Source organism: Actinosynnema mirum DSM 43827, assembly GCF_000023245.1.
Classification (GTDB): Bacteria; Actinomycetota; Actinomycetes; order Mycobacteriales; family Pseudonocardiaceae; genus Actinosynnema; species Actinosynnema mirum.
In genome coordinates, this window is sequence record NC_013093.1 from 5,689,729 (window position 1) to 5,705,673 (window position 15,945).

Genomic DNA, 15,945 nt, shown 5'->3' on the forward strand with positions numbered 1-15,945 from the left:
CCTTGTCGGGACGGGTGGTCGCTCAGCGGCGCCTGGTGCGGGCCGTGGCCAGCGAGGACAGGCTGGTGAGCAGGAAACCGAGGGGGATCAGCAGGGCGGCGGCGACGGCGAGCCCGGCCACGGCGGAGCCGTCGAGTCCCGTGCTGGCAAGGGTTCGCGGGTCGACCTGGCACTCGCGGCCGTCGGCGGTGCGGCCCGCCTGCTCGACCACCGGGGCGCTCGGGCGGGTGGTGGCCGGGTCGCCGGGGCCGACGTGGAAGGCGAGGGTGCTGCGGGCGGTGACCTGCGCGCCGTTCAGGGCGCCGCTGAAGGTGAAGGTGACCGCGTAGCCGCCGGGGGCGGTGAACGCCCAGGCGCCGTGGACGTGCACGCCGGAGCGGCCGACCGGGACCTTGGTGGAGCGCGGGAACCCCTCCGCCGTGCCGAAGTAGCGGTCGCCGACGCCGCCGAACGGGTCCTGGCCGTAGACGGCGAGCTTGCCGGGGCCCTCGACGTTCTCCAGCGTCATGGTGATGTCGCCGGTGATGCCCGAGGTGACGCTGGGGTGCTGGGTGTTCCAGCCCAGCCACGGGATTCCGGAGCGCTGGGTCAGCGGGATCATCCACACCGGGCCCGCGCCGAGGAAGTCGTAGCCGGAGCCCTGGGGCGGGGTGGTGCGGGCGGTGTCGTCCAGGTGGAAGACGTAGCTCGACGGGTCGCGGTAGACGGGTTCGCCCTGGCGGTCGTCCTTGACGCGGGCGGTGAGGCCCGCGCCCTCGACCACGGGGCCGTAGTCGAAGTGGCCGTCGCTGACGACCTCGACCTGGCCGGGTTCGGCGGCGCGGGTGACGGCGGTGGGGACGCAGCGCTCGGCCTGGACCTGCTGGGGCGCAGGGGTTTGCTGCTGCACCGGGACCTGCGGCTGCCGGGGCGCGGGCTGCCCGGTTGTGGGCTGCCCGGTTGTGGGCTGCCCGGTTGTGGGCAGCGTCGTGGTGGGTCGCGTCGTGGTGGGGCGGGTCGTGGTGGTCGGGCGGGTGGTGGTCGGGGGCGCGGTCGTGGTGGTGGTCGGCGGGGTGGTGTCGCCGCCGCCGACGACGAGGGTGTAGCGGACCGGTTCCGAGGTCAGCGGCTCGCCGGACGGGGTGGTCGCGGCGGCCTGGAACTCCAGCTCGTACTCGCCGGGCGCGGTGAACGCCCAGTTCGCGTGGGCGTGGGTGGGCACGGCGACGTCCAGCGCGGGCAGCTCGTCGTGCGAGCTGAAGACCCGCTCGGGGCCGTCCGCGCCGGACAGGTAGACCTCGACGCGGCCGGGGCCGGTGGCGGAGTTCAGGGTCAGGTCGAGCGCGTCGCCCGCGAGCGCGCCGCGCGGCACGGACTCGGTGTTCCAGCCCGCCCAGAGCACGTCGGGCTGGAAGGTCTGCGGGATCACGTGGATCGGGGCGCCGCCGGGGACGCCGAGGAAGGCGTAGGCGGGCGCGGACGGGGCGGGGCGGCGCACGGCGTCGGTGACCTGGAGCGTGGTGGTGGCCGGGTCGAAGCGGGTGGCGACGCGGTCGACGTCGGCCTTGCCCGCGACCACGAGGTCGCCGCCCTCCAGGAAGACCGCGACCAGGTCGACGTGCCCGGACGACAGGGTCAGGCGCTCGGCCGCGACCGGGGCGTCGGTGGCCTGCTCACCGCTGACGGGCTCGCTGCCAGCCGGGACATCGCCGGTGGACTGGGCGAGCGCGGTGGCCGGGTTCGCGAGCACGAGGGCGAGCAGCAGCGCGGTGACCGCGTGGAGCAGCCGGGGCCTCCCCCGGCGCCCGGTGCGGCGATGCTCGGTCGTGCGCATGTGCCTCCCCCTCCTGGCTGACAGGAGGAGACGCTAAAGCAAAGGACAATCATTTTCAATAACCCGGCGCAGACCACCACGGGCGGTGATGGGGGCGCGCGGACCCCGACGTCGCCGTGGAGCGCGTTCGCGCTGGTGGACAAGGGGAAGAGCACGAAAGGCCGGGGTGGCGAACCACTCCCGGCCCTACGCGCGGTCACCGAGGACTCAGCCCCGGACGGCGCTCCCGGTGGCGAACGAGCGCGACGACGGGTGCAGCGCGGCGAGCGCCGGGGCCGCGAAGCAGATCACCGCGCACCCCACCATCACCGGCGCCACGCCCACGTGCTCGATCAGCGGGGCCATCACCGACAACCCCAGGGGGGCCAGGCCGTAGGACAGCAGGAAGTCCAAGGAGGACACCCGCGCCAGCTTGTCCGGCGCCACCTCGTGCTGCGTCGCGGTGAACCACGGGACGTTGAACAGCTCGATGCCCACCCCCGCGACCACGTACGCCGCGATCACCACCAGCGGCGAGGTCGGCACGACCAGGCTCAGCGGGGCCAGGCCGTAGCAGCCGAGGCCCAGCAGCGCGGTCCACCCCGGCGCGCGCGGCGACCAGCGGCTCAGCAGCAGGCCGCCGAGCAGCGCGCCCACGGTGTAGCCGGTGGTCGCCGCCGCCAGCACGAACTCGGTGCCGTAGTCGTCCCGGCTCACCAGCGGCAGCGCCACGCCGGTCGCGGAGTAGCCGGTGGCGATGACGGCCGTGAGCGCGCCAAGGCCCGCCAGGAACCACGGGTGCCGCCGCGCCTCGCGCACGCCCTCCAGGAACTCCGCCACGGGCGCGAAGCGGGTCCCGGACGTGGGCGCGGACGGCTTCCCGGCCGGGGGCAGCAGACCCGCGACCAGCCACAGCGCGCCGGTGGCGATGAGCAGCGCCCACACCCCGGCCACGGTCGCCAGCAGCGCGGTGAGCCCCGGCGCGACCAGCGAGGTCACCCGGACGGCCACGGTCATCGCCGCGTTGGCCCGCCTGCGGTCGGCGGCCAGGACCACCTCGGCCGTCAGCGCCTGGAAGGCCGGTCGGCACGCGCCCTGGCCCGCGCCCGCGACGAGCGCGGCCACCGCCATGACGAGCGTGGAGCGGCCGAGCCCGTAGGCGATCACCGGCGCGGCCACCGCCGCCGCCAGTCCGGCCCACAGCACGACCGCGCGGCGCGAGTACCGGTCGGCCAGCACGCCCGCCGCGGGCACGGCGAGCAGGAAGCCGACCGTGCGGGCGGCGAGCACCAGCCCGAGGACGGTCGGGGTGATCGAGCGCTCCAGGACCGCGAGGCCCAGCACGAACGGCAGGCTCCAGGTGGCCAGGCCGGACGCCGTGGCGCCGCACCACAGCCTCAGGAAGGCGGGGTCGAGCAGCAGCGGACCGCGGGGCGGCGCGTCCCCTCGCAGGTCTTCGGTGGTGGGGGTCATCGCGACCGCTCCTCGCTGAGGGGTGGGGACATCGGGGCGCGGACCAGGGTAGTGAAAACCGTTGTCGTTCTCACACCGGCCCGTCGTGAACCCGAACCCCGATCACGCCCCGTCGCCGAACCCGGACGTGGTTGACACGAATGGAGGTAGAAGAAAATGATTTTCATTGCATACCTTGGCGGGGCGCGGAGGGCCGTCCTCCGCAGGCGAAGCGCAGGAGAACGAGTGAACACGACCTCGCCCGGCCACCCGTTGATCGCTGAACTGCCCGACCTCCTCCCCGCCGAGCACATCGTCCGCATCAACACGCCGAAGGAGGACATCGGCTCGACTCGGTCGTACGAGTGGAACGGCTGGACCTTCCGGGTGCCGCCCGGCGTGTTCACCCCCGGCGCGACCAGCCGCATGGTCCACGAGCGGCTGCTGGACGGCCGGATCGCGGTGCGCGGCCTGGTGTACGCGGCCATGGGCGTCGGACTCGGCGTCGAAGCCGTCGCGGCCGGGGTCGCGGGAGCGGCCAAGGTGCACGCGCTGGACGTGCACGCGCCCAGCGTCGAGTGCGCGGCCGAGCACTTCGCCGAGTTCGTCGCCGCGGGCGGCGAGCTCGTGCCCGGCGTCGGCGACCTGTTCGACCCGGTGCCCGACGGCGAGCGGCTGGACGTGGTCACGTTCAACCCGCCCGCCGTGAGCCAGCGGGTCAGCGACGACCCCGACGTGGTGCGGAACGTGTGCGAGGGCGCGGTGATCGTCACCCGGTTCTTCGACCAGCTCGTGGAGCGGGACCTGCTCGCCGAGGGCGGCCGGGTGTACGTCGCGCTGTCGAACACCGCCGACCTCAAGGCGATCGTGTCGCACGCGGTCCACATCGGACTGTCCCCCGCGCTGGAGCACCGGCACGACTGGGAGGACGGGGTCGTCACCCACGTCTTCCGCTTCACCAGGGCGGTGACCGCGTGAGCGGCGCCGTCGACGGGCTCATCACCGACGTGCTCGCGGGCCGCCTCGGCCCCGACCCGGCGGACGTCGTGGCCACCAGCGTGTTCTGGGCCCACCACGGCACCCGCCTCGCCGGCGGGGACGTCACCTACCGCAACCAGTACGTGCTCGCGCGGGTCGGCGCGGCGTTCGGGGCCTGCGCGTTCGAGGCGGGCGAGCTGACGCCGGAGATCTGCGCCGAACTGTCCGGGCAGCCGCTGGAGAAGCTGCTGCGCGACGAGCGGCTGCCGCTGCGGATCGCCGCGCTGGACGCCTACCTGGCCGCCACCGCCCCGCACCACGAGGCCGCGCACGCCGAACCGGTCGAGCTGCCCGCCGGGACGCCGGAGGTCAGGGCGGTCGCCAGGGACGCCGCCATCGCGGGCCTGCTCGACCTGCCCGCCGGTGCGAAGGTCGCGCTGATCGGCGTGGTGAACCCGCTGGTCGCCGCGATCCGGGCGCGCGGCGCGGAGTGCCTGCCGTGCGACCTGAACCTCACCACCACGCAGTGGGGCGACCCGGTCACGCCGTCGATGCGCGACGTGCTGCCGGTCGCGGACGCGGTCGTCGCCACCGGCATGACGCTGGGCAACGGCAGCTTCGACGTGATCCTGGCCTCCTGCCGGGAGCGCGGCGTGCCGCTGGTCGTGTACGCGCAGACCGGCAGCGCCGTGGCCAGGCACTTCCTCGGCGCCGGGGTGACCGCGCTGTCCGCCGAGCCGTTCCCCTTCTCGCAGTTCAGCGCGGAACCGACCCGGCTCTACCGCTACCGGGCGAGACTGTCCGGATGAGGTCGTCCCGATGAGCCGAACACCCGCGCGCCCCGCGTCCGAGCCGAGGAGGCCCGTGCTCGACAGCTCCCGGCCGGACGTGCGGGCGCGCGGAACCGGTCACGCGCCCAGCCACCACGGCGAGCTCCTGCAGGGCTGCTTCGCCGACCGGGCGGGCGCGCGGCGCAACGGCCTGGTCACGCTGCGGTTGGACGAGCCGCGCACCCGCGCCGAGTTCCGGCCCGACCCGGCGCTGCGGCCCGGCGAGGTGCGCGTGGTCCCGGAGGACCGGGTGAACACCGCGCTGGCGGCGGAGACGGCGGTGCGGGTGTGCGCCAGGCTGACCGGGCGCGCGGTGGTGGGCGGCCGGGTGCTGCTGTCCGGCGGGGTCCCGGTGGGGCTGGGCATGGGCTCGTCGACCAGCGACCTCATCGCGGCGGTGCGCGCGGTCGCCGACGCCTACCGGATCTCGTTGGGGCCGCAGGAGGTCGCGGGCATCGCGGTCGGCGTCGAGTCGGCCAGCGACCCGCTCATGCTGGACGCGCGGCCGGTGCTGTTCGCGCAGCGCGAGGGCACGGTGATCGAGGTGCTGGGCGAGCGGTTGCCGCCGCTGGTGGTGCTGGGCTGCCTGACCGGGGGCGGCGCGGCGGTGGACACGGCGGCGCTGCCGGTCGACGACTACTCCGACGAGGAGGTGGCGCGGTTCTCCTTGCTGCGCCAGGAGATCCGGTTGGCGGTGCGGTCGGGCGACCCCGCGCTGCTGGGCCGGGTGTGCACGGGCAGCGCGCTGCTCAACCAGCGCAGGCTGCCCAAGGCCGAGCTGCCCGACCTGCTCGGCGCGGCCGAGGAGAGCGGGGCGGTCGGCGTGCAGGTCGCCCACAGCGGCAACGTCGCCGGTGTGCTGTTCCGCGCGGACCGGGCCGGTTCCCGGACCCGCGCCGCCGCGTGCGCCCGCCTGCTGGCGCGCGCGGGCGTCCCGGTCACCGGCGTGTTCGACGCGCCGGGGAGCTGACCGCCGACCTGAGCGACCGATCTGAGCGACCGATCTGGGAAATCCGAGCTGGGAAGACCGAGCACGCGGAGGAGAACCGTGCACGACCACGTCGCGTCCGCCATCGCCCGACCCGATCTGATCAGCCTGGAGGACGGACTCGTCTGCGTGCGCTTCGAGACGATGAAGGTCGTCTCGGCGCTCGCCGCCGTGGAGGACCTGCTGGCGCGCGGGGTGGTCCGCCCCGGTGACACGCTGGTGGACAGCTCCAGCGGGATCTACGCGTACGCGCTCGCGCTGGCCTGCCACCGGTTCGGCCTGCGGTGCCTGATCATCGGCTCCACCACGGTCGACGCGGTGCTGCGCGCGCAGCTCGCGGTGCTCGGGGCGGAGCTGGAGCAGATGCCGCCGTCCCAGAACCTCAAGCTGGACCAGGACCGCAGGGTCCGGCGGGTGCGGGAGATCCTGGACGAGCACCCCGAGTACCACTGGATGCGGCAGTACCACGACGACGTGCACTACCTGGGGTACCGGGTGGTGGCAGAGCAGATCGCCGCCGAGGTCGGCGGCGGGGTGTCGCTGGTCGGCGGGGTCGGCTCGGGGGCGTCCACCGGGGCGCTCGCGACCTACCTGCGGCAGCTGCGGCCGGACACCGAGCTCGTCGGCGTGCAACCGTTCGGCAGCATCACCTTCGGCAGCGAGCACGTGGTCGACCCGGAGATCATCATCGCCGGGATCGGGAGTTCGATCGTGTTCGGGAACGTCGCGCACGAGCTGTACGACGTGGTGCACTGGTGCTCGTTCGACTCGGCGCTGGCCGGGTCGGTGGACCTGCTGCGGCGGCACGCGGTGTTCGCCGGGCTGTCCACCGGGGCCGGGTACCTGGCGGCGCGGTGGGAGCGGGAGCTGAACCCGCACCGCACGGCCGTGTTCGTCGCGGCGGACACCGGGCACCGGTACGCCGAGTCGGTGTTTGCCAGGCACCGGGAGGCCGCTGCGGTGGAAACCCTCGCGCCGCAGCAGGTCTCCAGCACGGACGAGCTGGCGCTGCCGTGGTGCCGGATGGAGTGGAAGCGGGCTCCCGCGCCCGCCACGCACGCCTGAGCGCGCCGCGCGCCGGAGGGGCGTCCTCCGGCGCGCGGGCCGTTCCCCGACCCGCGGTCAGCCGCGCGGCACGGTCTTCAGGTACTCGGCGAAGCCTTCGAGGCCGTCGACGTTGCGCGGTCCGCTGATGCCCTCGTTGTAGTCCAGGACGTGGAAGCGGTTGTTCACCACGGCGGGCAGCGTCGCGGTGGTGGGCGAGGACCTCAGGAAGTCGATCTTCTCCTGGGCGGGTTTGTCGCCGTAGTCCAGGATCACGATCACCTCGGGCTGCCGCTCGACCACCGCCTCCCAGCCGACCTTGGTCCAGCGGGCGTCCACGTCGGCGAAGATGTTGCGCCCGCCGGCGAACGAGATGATCTCGGTGGGCGGCACCTGGGCGCCCGCGGTGAAGGGCTGGTCGGTGCCGGAGTCGTAGAGGAACACCGGGACCGGTTCGCCCTGCGGGGTCGCGGCGCGCACGGCGTCGACCCGCTTCTTGAGCCCGTCGACGACCTCGGTCGCCCTGTCCTCCACGTGGAAGATCTTCCCCAGGCGGTCGAGGTCGGTGTAGAGCGCCTCGAACGGGGTCTTGCGCTCGGGGAACTCCGGGTAGTTGAAGCAGGACTCGGTGTGCAGGAAGCTCTGGATGCCCAGGCCGTCCAGGATCTTCGGGGTGATGCCGCGCTGGTCGCTGAACCCGGAGTTCCAGCCCGCGACCACCAGGTCGGCCTTGGCGTCCACGACCAGCTCGCGGTTGAGCAGGTCGTCGCTGAGGAACTCGACCTTCGCGTACTCGGCCGCCCACGGCGACTCGGTGACCGGCGGGTTGGCCGGGGGCATGACGTAGCCGTGGACGTGCTCGGTGAGGCCGAGGGAGAACAGCTTGTCCGCGCTGCCGCCCTCGTAGGCGACGACCCGCTGCGGCACGCGGTACTCGACCGGCTCGCCGCAGCGGTCGACGGTGGCGGTGGCCGCTTCCCCGCCCTGCTGCTCGATCTGCGCGCCGCAGCCGGACAGCAGCAGCGCGGCGAGCGCGACGGGGAGGGCTCTGGGGACGCTCATGGGGTTCCTTCGGGGTGGTCGGAGAGCGAGTGGAGCACTTGCGGGACGCGGTCGACGGGGTGCTCGACGATCGCGGCCCTGACGCCGAAAACGGTGGACAGCAACGATTCCGTGAGCACCTCGGCGGGTGTCCCCGAGGCGACCAGCTCGCCGTGCGAGAGCACGCAGAGGCGGTCGCACGCGGCGGCGGCGAGGTTGAGGTCGTGCAGCACCACCAGGACCGTCAGGCCGCTGGAGCGCAGCAGCCGCAGCAGGTCGAGCTGGTGGCGCAGGTCGAGGTGGTTGGTGGGCTCGTCCAGCACCAGCACCTCGGGCTGCTGGGCGAGGGCCCTGGCGATGAGGACGCGCTGCCACTCGCCGCCGGACAGCGACAGCACCCCGCGCCCGCGCAGGTGGTCCACGCCGACCTGCCGCATGGCCTCGTCGCACAGCGCGCGGTCGGCGGCGGTGAGCGGGGCGTTGCCGCGCAGGTGCGGGGAGCGGCCCAGCGCCACGACCTCCTCGGTGGTGAAGTCGAGCTCGCCGGTGCTGTTCTGGGTGAGCGCGCCGATCCGCCGGGCGCGGTCGCGGGCGGACAGGGCGTCCAGGTCCGCGCCGCCGACGCGCACGACGCCGCGGCTGGGGCGCAGCGCCCGGTAGACGCAGCGCAGCACGGTGGACTTGCCGGAACCGTTGGGGCCCACCAGACCCACGACGGTTCCCGGCTCGACGTCGAAGGTGATCGCGTCGACGATGGCGCGGCCGGACAGCTCGACGGTGAGGGAGTCGACGTTCAGGTCCACGGTCACCGCCCCCCGAACAGGTAGCCGCGACGGCGCATCAGCGCGATGAACACCGGGACGCCGATCAGCGCGGTGAGCACGCCGAGCGGCAGCTCGCGCGGGGCGACGAGGACGCGGGAGGCCAGGTCGACCCAGACCATGAAGACCGCGCCGAGCAGCGGGGCGATCAGCAGCACCCTGGAGTGGCCCGCGCCGATCGCGATGCGCACCAGGTGCGGGACGACCAGGCCGACGAAGCCGATGGCGCCGCTGGTGGCGACCATCGCGCCGGTGGCCAGCGCGGTGATCGCGAACAGGCGGGTGCGGACGCGGTCCGCGTCGACGCCGAGGGAGGCGGCGCTCTCGTCGCCGAAGGAGAGCACGTCCAGCGCCCGGCTCATCCGGTGCAGCACGACCAGCGTGCCCAGCACGACGACGGCGACGACCGGCAGCGCGCCCCAGGTGGCGGCGCCGAAGCTGCCCATCGTCCAGTACAGGACGGTGCTGGTGGCCTCGCTGTCCGGGGTGAAGTAGACGATGACGCTCATCAGGGCCTCGAAGCCGAAGGCGAGCGCGACGCCGGTGAGCACCAGGCGCAGCGGGGTGACGCCCGCGGCGGTGCGGGAGGCGAGGTAGACCAGGGCGGTGGCGGTGAGGGCGCCGAGGAACGCGCCCGCCGACACGGCGTAGACGCCGAGCGCGGAGAGGGCGCCGGAGACGGTGACGGCGACGGCGCCCACCGAGGCCCCGGAGGAGACGCCGAGGATGAACGGGTCGGCGAGGGCGTTGCGCACCATGGCCTGCACGGCGACGCCGACGCTGCTCAGACCCGCGCCGACGACGGCGGCGAGCAGGACGCGCGGGGTCCGGACCTGCCAGACGATCTGGTACGGCGTCAGGTCGGCGGCGGGGAGGTTGCCGCCGGTCAGCGCGGCCCAGAGGTAGCGGGTGGTGTCGGTGAAGGGGATCGTCGCGGCGCCGAGGCTGATGGCGGCGATGGTGGAGCCGAGCAGGGCCAGCGCGAGCAGGACGGCGGCGGCGACCGGGGAGCGCCCTCTCCCCGCTCTTTTGGTAGTGATTTTCATTGGCAGGAACGTAGCACGGTTGGGCGACGTCCCAGCCCGGAAACCCATGCGGAGCAACGAATACGAGTGGCCGGGTCCGCGCGGCGGCCGGACACTCGGGGACGCCGGACCGGTTGGGAGGGGGTGCGCATGGGGTTGCGGGAGGTCTTCGACGCGGCGCGGGACGAGTTCGCCGCGCTGGCGCCGGTGGTGTGGGACCGGCTGGGTCAGGCGGTGGTGGACCTGGGCGAGCCCGCGCCCGGTGAGCACGTGCTCGACGCGTGCTGCGGGATCGGGTCGTCGGCGGCGCCCGCCGCGCGCGCGGTGGGACCGGACGGCTCGGTGGACGCGGTCGACCTGTCCCCCGAGCTGCTCGGCGTCGGGCGGCGGCGCGCGGCCGGTCTGGGGAACGTCCGGTTCGCGCAGGCCGACGTGACCGCGTGGCCGGGGCGCGACGGCGGGTACGACCTGGTGCAGTGCGCGTTCGGCGTGTTCTTCCTGCCGGACATGGACGACGCGGCGCGCGGGCTGGTCCGGCTGCTGCGGCCGGGCGGGCGGTTCGTGGTGGCGGTGTGGCGCTCCGGCGCGCTGGAGGAGTTCGGGGCGGCCTACCGCGACGTGGTGGCGCGGGTCGCGGACGGGCCAGGCGCGCGGGGGCAGGCGCCGCAGCGGTCGGAGGCGGGGCGGATCAACACCGAGGACTCGCTCGGGACCTGGCTGTGGTCGGTCGGGTGCGCCGACGTGAAGGTCAGGACGCGCGGGCTGCGCGAGCCGGTGAGCGACGAGCTGGTGTGGAACCTGGTGCTGGGCAGCGGTTTCCGCAGCTCGCTGGACGGGCTGGACGCGGCCGAGGTCGAACGGGTCCGGGTGGAGCTGCCCGCGGAGCTGGCCCGGCGCGGGGTGGCCGAGGTCGACTTCTCCGCCGTGCTCGGGGTGGGGACGCGCGCCGACTGACCCGCGCCGCGGGTCGTCGAGACCGTCCACGGCCGGGACCGCGGCGCCATCGGGTTTCCCCTCGGACGCGGTGGTCGGTGCGGTGGTGGTCGGTGCGGCGGCGGCCCGGTCACCGCCCGATCGGCCCGTCGAGCAGTTCCGCCACCAACCTCCGGGCGTGGGCCGCGTCGAGGTCGGTCGGGCGGAACAGGATGCGGTAGACCAGTGGGGAGACCAGGTGGTCCATCGCGGCCTCCAGGGGTGGGGGCCGCTCGGACCTGGCGCGGGCCCGGTCCAGGATCAGGGTCACCTGGTCGGCCGCGTAGTCGGAGCAGCGGGTGGCGTTCGCGCCGTCGTCGTCGCCGAGGAGGGCGTCGCGCAGGTACGCGCGGCCCGGCGGGGAGGACAGCTCCTCCAGGAACTGCTCGGCCCACGCCTCCAAGTCCGCGCGCAGCCCGCCGCGGTCCTCGGGTGCGTCGTCCGGGCGCAGGCGTTCCACGGCCACGTCCGACAGCAGCTCCCGCAGGTCGCCCCACCTGCGGTACACGGTCGACGGGGTCACGGCCGCGCGCTGCGCCACCATCGGCACGGTCAGCGCCTCCCGGCCGACCTCCTCCAGGAGTTCGCGCACCGCCCCGTGCACCGCCTCCTGGACCCGTGCGCTGCGGCCACCGGGACGCACCATCTGCTTGCGAGCCACGGACGCCACCTTAAAACGCGCGCCCCGCCCCGACCGATCACACCCACCGGTCGCAGGCCGCAGCCCAGCGCAGGAGGTGGTGGTCGGCGCCCGGCGCGGCGAGCAGCCGCAGGCCGATCGGGAGGCCGTCCGGGTCGACGCCGACGGGAACGGTCACCGCAGGGCCGCCGGTGACGTTCGCGGGGGCGCACAGGCGCACGTACGCGTCGGCCACGGTCTCGGCCCCGCCGTCCGGCCGCCGCACCTCGCCCGACCCGACCGGGACAGCTGTCGTGGGGGTGGTCGGGGCGGCCAGGACGTCGACCTCGGTCCACAGCCGCGCCCACGCGCGGCGCACGAGGGTGGTGGCGCGGCGGGCGCGCAGGTAGTCGCCCGCGCCGACCAGCTCACCGGCCTCCAGGAGCACCCGGACGTCCTCCCCGTACCGCTCGGGCGCCTCGCGCAGGGTCCGCTCGTGGCACGCGGTCGCCTCCGGCACCATCAGCCCCCGGTGGACGGCGTGGACGTGGTCCGCCATCGGGATGGCGACGTCCACCAGGCGCGCGCCGCGCGACTCCAGGGAGGCGATCGCCGCCCGGACCGCAGCCTCCACGTCCGGGGTCACCCGGTCGAAGTAGTAGTTGCCCGGCACGCCCACGCGCAGTCCCGCCAGGTCCGCGGGACCACCGCCCTCGGCGGGCCGCTGCCCGGTCAGCGCGGCCAGGACCAGCGCGGCGTCCCTGGCGGTCCGGGTGATCGGGCCGACGTGGTCCAGGGTCCACGACAGGGAGGTCACGCCCCGGCGCGGCGCCAGGTCGTAGGTGGGCTTCAGGCCGACGACGCCGTTCAGCGCGGCGGGCACGCGGATCGAACCGCCGGTGTCGGCGCCCAGCGCGAACGTCGCCGCGCCCGCCGCGACGGCCACCGCCGAGCCGCCGCTGGACCCGCCCGCGACGCGGTCCCGCCGCCGGGCGTTGGCGGTCTGCGGGGTGACGAGGCCGTAGGCGAACTCGTGGGTGTGCGTCTTGCCGACCAGGACCGCGCCCGCCCCGGCCAGCCGCTCGGCCACGGCGCTGTCGGCGCTCGCGCGGTGGCCGTCCCGGACGCGGGACCCGGCGCCGGTGCGCGTTCCGGCGACGTCGACCAGGTCCTTGAGCGCGAACGGGACCCCGTGCAGCGGTCCCCGGCTCCGACCCGCGGCGATGTCCCGCTCGGCCACGCGGGCGGCGGCGCGGGCGCGGTCGGCGAGGACCTCGGCGTAGGCGTTCAGGTCCGCGACCCGCTCGATCCGGCGCAGGACGGCGTCGACCAGCTCGACCGGGGAGAGCCTGCGCGCGCCGATCTCGTGGGCGGCCTCGGCCAGGGTCAGCTCGTGCGGGTGGGTCGGGGTGGGCCGGGGCGCGCTGCCGACCGGCACGGGCTCGGCGTGCGGGACCGGCGCGGGGACGTCCACGGGCGTGTCGCCGAAGTCCAGGTCGCGCAACCGGGTGATGACGCCGTGGATGTGACCGGCCGTGACCGCGACGGTCCCGTGGCGCTCGGCGGGCAGCGGGAGCCCTGCGCGGGCGGCCAGGCGGGCGGTCTCGGACGGGGTCGGGTCTGCGGGCATCACGGCTCCCAGGGCAGCAAAAGCTAAGATTTTGCGTTAAGCGCACCGTAGGACCTACCGTGCCGTTAACGCAAACCCGTAGCTTTTAAAGCCCCGGAGGTCGCCAGTGCACCCCAGCTCGTGGAACGTCGGCGACATCGCCGTCCACCGCGTGGACGAGATCCCCCTCCCCCCGGCCACCGGCGCGTGGCTGCTGCCCGACGCCACCCCGGACGTCGTCGCCGCGTCCGACTGGCTGCTCCCCCACCACGCCACCACGACCGGGGCCCTGCGCCTGGACAGCCACAGCTTCGCGTTCGAGGCGGGCGGCCTGCGGGTGCTCGTGGACACCGGGATCGGCAACGGCAAGCCGCGCGCCACCCCGGCCTGGCACGACCTGCGCACCGACTACCCCGACCGCCTGGCCGCCGCGGGCTTCCCGCCTGGGTCCGTCGACCTCGTCGTGCTCACCCACCTGCACACCGACCACGTCGGCTGGAACACCCGCCGCGCGGCCGGGGAGTGGGTCCCGACCTTCACGAACGCCCACCACGTCACCTCGCGCGTCGAGCGGGACTTCTGGGCGTCCCACCCGCTGGACGAGGCACGGGCGCGGGTGTTCCGCGACTCGGTGGCCCCGGTGGAGCGGGCGGGCCTGCTGGAGCCGGTGGACGTGCCCGAGGGCGGGCTGGAGGTCGCCCCCGGCGTGCGCCTGCTCCCCACGCCCGGCCACACCCCCGGCCACGTCGCGGTGGAGCTGGCCGGCGGGCGCGCCCTGATCACCGGCGACTGCCTGCACCACCCGGTGCAGCTCGCCCGCCCGGACCTGACCGCGTGCGTGGACGTCGACCCCGCGCGGGCCAGGGCGACCCGGCGCGCCCTGCTGGAGCGGCTGGCCGGGACCGGGGCCCTGCTGCTGGGCACGCACTTCGCCGCGCCCACGGCGGGCCACGTGGTCCGGCACGGTTCCGAATACCGCCTGGTCCACCCGTCCGCAGGACAGGAAAAGTAATTCGATCGGGGGTATTTCAGAGCTCCTCCACGCCCTTGACCTGATCAGGACAGCACCGGGGAAAGTGACTCGCGGGTAACCCTCTACCTGGCACAACGAGGGATCGGGGTCACTCACCCGAGTGAACGCCCTTTGACTCAGATCCGTCCCGGAGCGGACGACAGCAGGGGCGAGAGTCGAGAGTACCGTTAACCTGAGGAAGTCTCATGTCGACACCCGAGACCAGCCGCCCCTCCCTGTCGGGAGCGGTCTGGACCCCGAGCATCCTCGCCGTCCTGTCCGGCGTCGTCGCCACCCTGCTGGCGCTCAGCGGCGCCTCCACCGCGGTCGTGGTCGCCGTGCTGGTCGTCGGGGTGCTGCTCACGCTTGTCCTCGCCCGCAAGGGCGCGTCAACCGCCGAACACGCCGTGGACGACGCCGTCGCGGCCGACACCGCGCTGCGGCGCGGCGACCTGGCCGCCGTGGACGCCTCCGGCGCCCCGCTGTCCGAGGGCATCGCCGCCGTCGGCCAGCGCCTGTCGGGCCTCGGCCCGGCCGTCGACCTGCTGACGATCGCCGGTCAGGAGATGCACGCCAGCGGCAGCACCATCGCCGAGGGCGTCCAGGCGACCGCGAACCAGGTCAGCACCATCGTGCAGTCCGCCGAGGGCGTCTCCTCGCAGGTCGCGGGCATCGCCGCCGCGGGCGAGGAGATGCACGCCGCCATCCAGGAGATCTCGCGCAACGTCTCGGACGCCTCGCAGGTCGCCCGCACCGGCGTCGACGCGCTGGAGCAGACCTCCACCCGCATGGGCGCGCTGGAGACCTCGTCCGCCACGATCGGCGGCATCGTCAAGACGATCACCGCGATCGCCGAGCAGACCAACCTGCTCGCCCTGAACGCCACGATCGAGGCCGCGCGCGCCGGTGACGCGGGCAAGGGCTTCGCCGTCGTCGCGGGCGAGGTGAAGGACCTGGCGCGGGAGACCGCGAAGGCCACCGAGGAGATCGCGCAGACCGTCCAGCAGATCCAGGGCGACTCGGCCGCCGCGATCCAGTCGATCAACGAGATCAGCCAGATCATGGCGAGCATCGCCGACTACCAGAGCTCGATCGCGTCGGCGGTGGAGCAGCAGACCGCCACCACCAGCGAGATGAACTCGGCCACCAACGAGGTCTCGACCCAGGCCGAGCAGATCGCCCGCGCGATCAGCGTGGTCAACGAGCAGTCCGTCACGACCTCGACCGCCGCCGAGCGCAACCGCCTCGCCGTCGCCGAGATCACCCGCATCGCGGGCGAGCTGCGCGAGACCACGGGCACGCTGACGCTGCCCGCGCTGGAGAGCGTCGCCCCCAGCTACTCGGTCACCTGGGACAAGCCCGCGAACTGCATGCACATCGACCTGGTCGGCGTGTGGGAGCAGAAGCTGGCGGACGCGTACGGCAAGGAGTTCGCGAGCAAGATCGCCGAGCACCGGCCGGGCTGGACCGTGATCTGCGACATGAGCCGCCTCGGCGCGACCATCCCCGGCGTGCAGGCGGTCATCGAGGGCACCATGACCGCGGCGGTCGGCTCCGGCATCCGCCACGCGGCGATCATCGTGGCCAGCCCGCTGGTCGCGATGCAGATGCAGCGCTCGTCGGACGCCACCGGCGCGCCGATCAGCTACGTGGCCAGCCAGACCGAGGCCCGCAAGGTCCTCGCCTGACCCCTGGACGCGATCGCAGCGCCGCCACCGGTTCTCGACCCGGTGGCGGCGCTGTCGCTCACGGGGGCTGTCAC

Annotated in this window: 14 protein-coding genes; 7 read left to right on the forward strand and 7 right to left on the reverse strand. The window is 74.4% G+C overall.

Going from position 1 to position 15,945, the window contains the following annotated elements:
• Positions 1-22: 22 nt before the first annotated feature.
• Positions 23-1,813 carry a TIGR03773 family transporter-associated surface protein gene (locus AMIR_RS23740; RefSeq protein ID WP_015803491.1) on the reverse strand — a complete coding sequence of 597 codons (1,791 nt, stop codon included), beginning with the start codon at positions 1,811-1,813 and terminating at the stop codon, positions 23-25.
• Positions 1,814-2,020: 207 nt separating this feature from the next.
• Positions 2,021-3,265, reverse strand: a complete 1,245-nt coding sequence (locus tag AMIR_RS23745; RefSeq protein WP_015803492.1) for an MFS transporter — start codon at positions 3,263-3,265, stop codon at positions 2,021-2,023.
• Positions 3,266-3,490: 225 nt separating this feature from the next.
• On the opposite strand from AMIR_RS23745, the gene AMIR_RS23750 reads away from it, so the two are divergent.
• The 4 genes from AMIR_RS23750 (at position 3,491) to AMIR_RS23765 (ending at position 7,105) form a co-directional block, all read left to right on the forward strand.
• Complete coding sequence (locus AMIR_RS23750; RefSeq protein WP_015803493.1) at positions 3,491-4,222, forward strand: class I SAM-dependent methyltransferase; 732 nt, start codon at positions 3,491-3,493, stop codon at positions 4,220-4,222.
• Entirely contained in the window at positions 4,219-5,031 is an 813-nt protein-coding gene (locus AMIR_RS23755; protein ID WP_015803494.1) for a Rossmann-like domain-containing protein, read from the forward strand. Before AMIR_RS23750 ends, AMIR_RS23755 begins: the two co-directional genes overlap by 4 nt.
• 10 nt (positions 5,032-5,041) lie before the next feature.
• On the forward strand, positions 5,042-6,022 hold the full coding sequence (locus AMIR_RS23760) for a GHMP family kinase ATP-binding protein (protein ID WP_143760867.1): 981 nt from the start codon (positions 5,042-5,044) through the stop codon (positions 6,020-6,022).
• A 78-nt stretch (positions 6,023-6,100) separates the two neighbouring features.
• Entirely contained in the window at positions 6,101-7,105 is a 1,005-nt protein-coding gene (locus AMIR_RS23765) for a pyridoxal-phosphate dependent enzyme (RefSeq protein WP_015803496.1), read from the forward strand.
• A gap of 57 nt (positions 7,106-7,162) precedes the next feature.
• Here the strand turns inward: AMIR_RS23765 and AMIR_RS23770 are convergent, their stop codons facing one another.
• The 3 genes from AMIR_RS23770 to AMIR_RS23780 are packed head-to-tail and all read right to left on the reverse strand — an operon-like array spanning position 7,163 to position 9,992.
• Positions 7,163-8,146, reverse strand: a complete 984-nt coding sequence (locus AMIR_RS23770) for an ABC transporter substrate-binding protein (protein ID WP_015803497.1) — start codon at positions 8,144-8,146, stop codon at positions 7,163-7,165.
• On the reverse strand, positions 8,143-8,928 hold the full coding sequence (locus tag AMIR_RS23775; RefSeq protein WP_041838251.1) for an ABC transporter ATP-binding protein: 786 nt from the start codon (positions 8,926-8,928) through the stop codon (positions 8,143-8,145). The genes AMIR_RS23770 and AMIR_RS23775 overlap by 4 nt, the downstream gene beginning before the upstream one ends.
• 2 nt (positions 8,929-8,930) lie before the next feature.
• Positions 8,931-9,992 (reverse strand): FecCD family ABC transporter permease, encoded by a 1,062-nt coding sequence (locus tag AMIR_RS23780; protein WP_015803499.1) that lies wholly within the window; start codon positions 9,990-9,992, stop codon positions 8,931-8,933.
• A gap of 129 nt (positions 9,993-10,121) precedes the next feature.
• Between AMIR_RS23780 and AMIR_RS23785 the strand changes: the two genes are divergently transcribed.
• Positions 10,122-10,925 carry a class I SAM-dependent methyltransferase gene (locus AMIR_RS23785; RefSeq protein ID WP_015803500.1) on the forward strand — a complete coding sequence of 268 codons (804 nt, stop codon included), beginning with the start codon at positions 10,122-10,124 and terminating at the stop codon, positions 10,923-10,925.
• Positions 10,926-11,034: 109 nt separating this feature from the next.
• Here AMIR_RS23785 and AMIR_RS23790 read toward each other — a convergent pair whose 3' ends face one another.
• Both AMIR_RS23790 and AMIR_RS23795 read right to left on the reverse strand, forming a co-directional pair.
• The gene (locus AMIR_RS23790) at positions 11,035-11,604 is read right to left on the reverse strand and encodes a TetR/AcrR family transcriptional regulator (RefSeq protein ID WP_015803501.1); all 570 of its coding nucleotides are present in this window, start codon (positions 11,602-11,604) and stop codon (positions 11,035-11,037) included.
• A gap of 37 nt (positions 11,605-11,641) precedes the next feature.
• Complete coding sequence (locus AMIR_RS23795; protein WP_015803502.1) at positions 11,642-13,192, reverse strand: amidase; 1,551 nt, start codon at positions 13,190-13,192, stop codon at positions 11,642-11,644.
• A gap of 106 nt (positions 13,193-13,298) precedes the next feature.
• Between AMIR_RS23795 and AMIR_RS23800 the strand changes: the two genes are divergently transcribed.
• Both AMIR_RS23800 and AMIR_RS36140 read left to right on the forward strand, forming a co-directional pair.
• The gene (locus AMIR_RS23800; protein ID WP_015803503.1) at positions 13,299-14,183 is read left to right on the forward strand and encodes an MBL fold metallo-hydrolase; all 885 of its coding nucleotides are present in this window, start codon (positions 13,299-13,301) and stop codon (positions 14,181-14,183) included.
• 206 nt (positions 14,184-14,389) lie between these two features.
• Positions 14,390-15,871 carry a methyl-accepting chemotaxis protein gene (locus AMIR_RS36140; RefSeq protein ID WP_015803504.1) on the forward strand — a complete coding sequence of 494 codons (1,482 nt, stop codon included), beginning with the start codon at positions 14,390-14,392 and terminating at the stop codon, positions 15,869-15,871.
• Positions 15,872-15,945 lie beyond the last annotated feature (74 nt).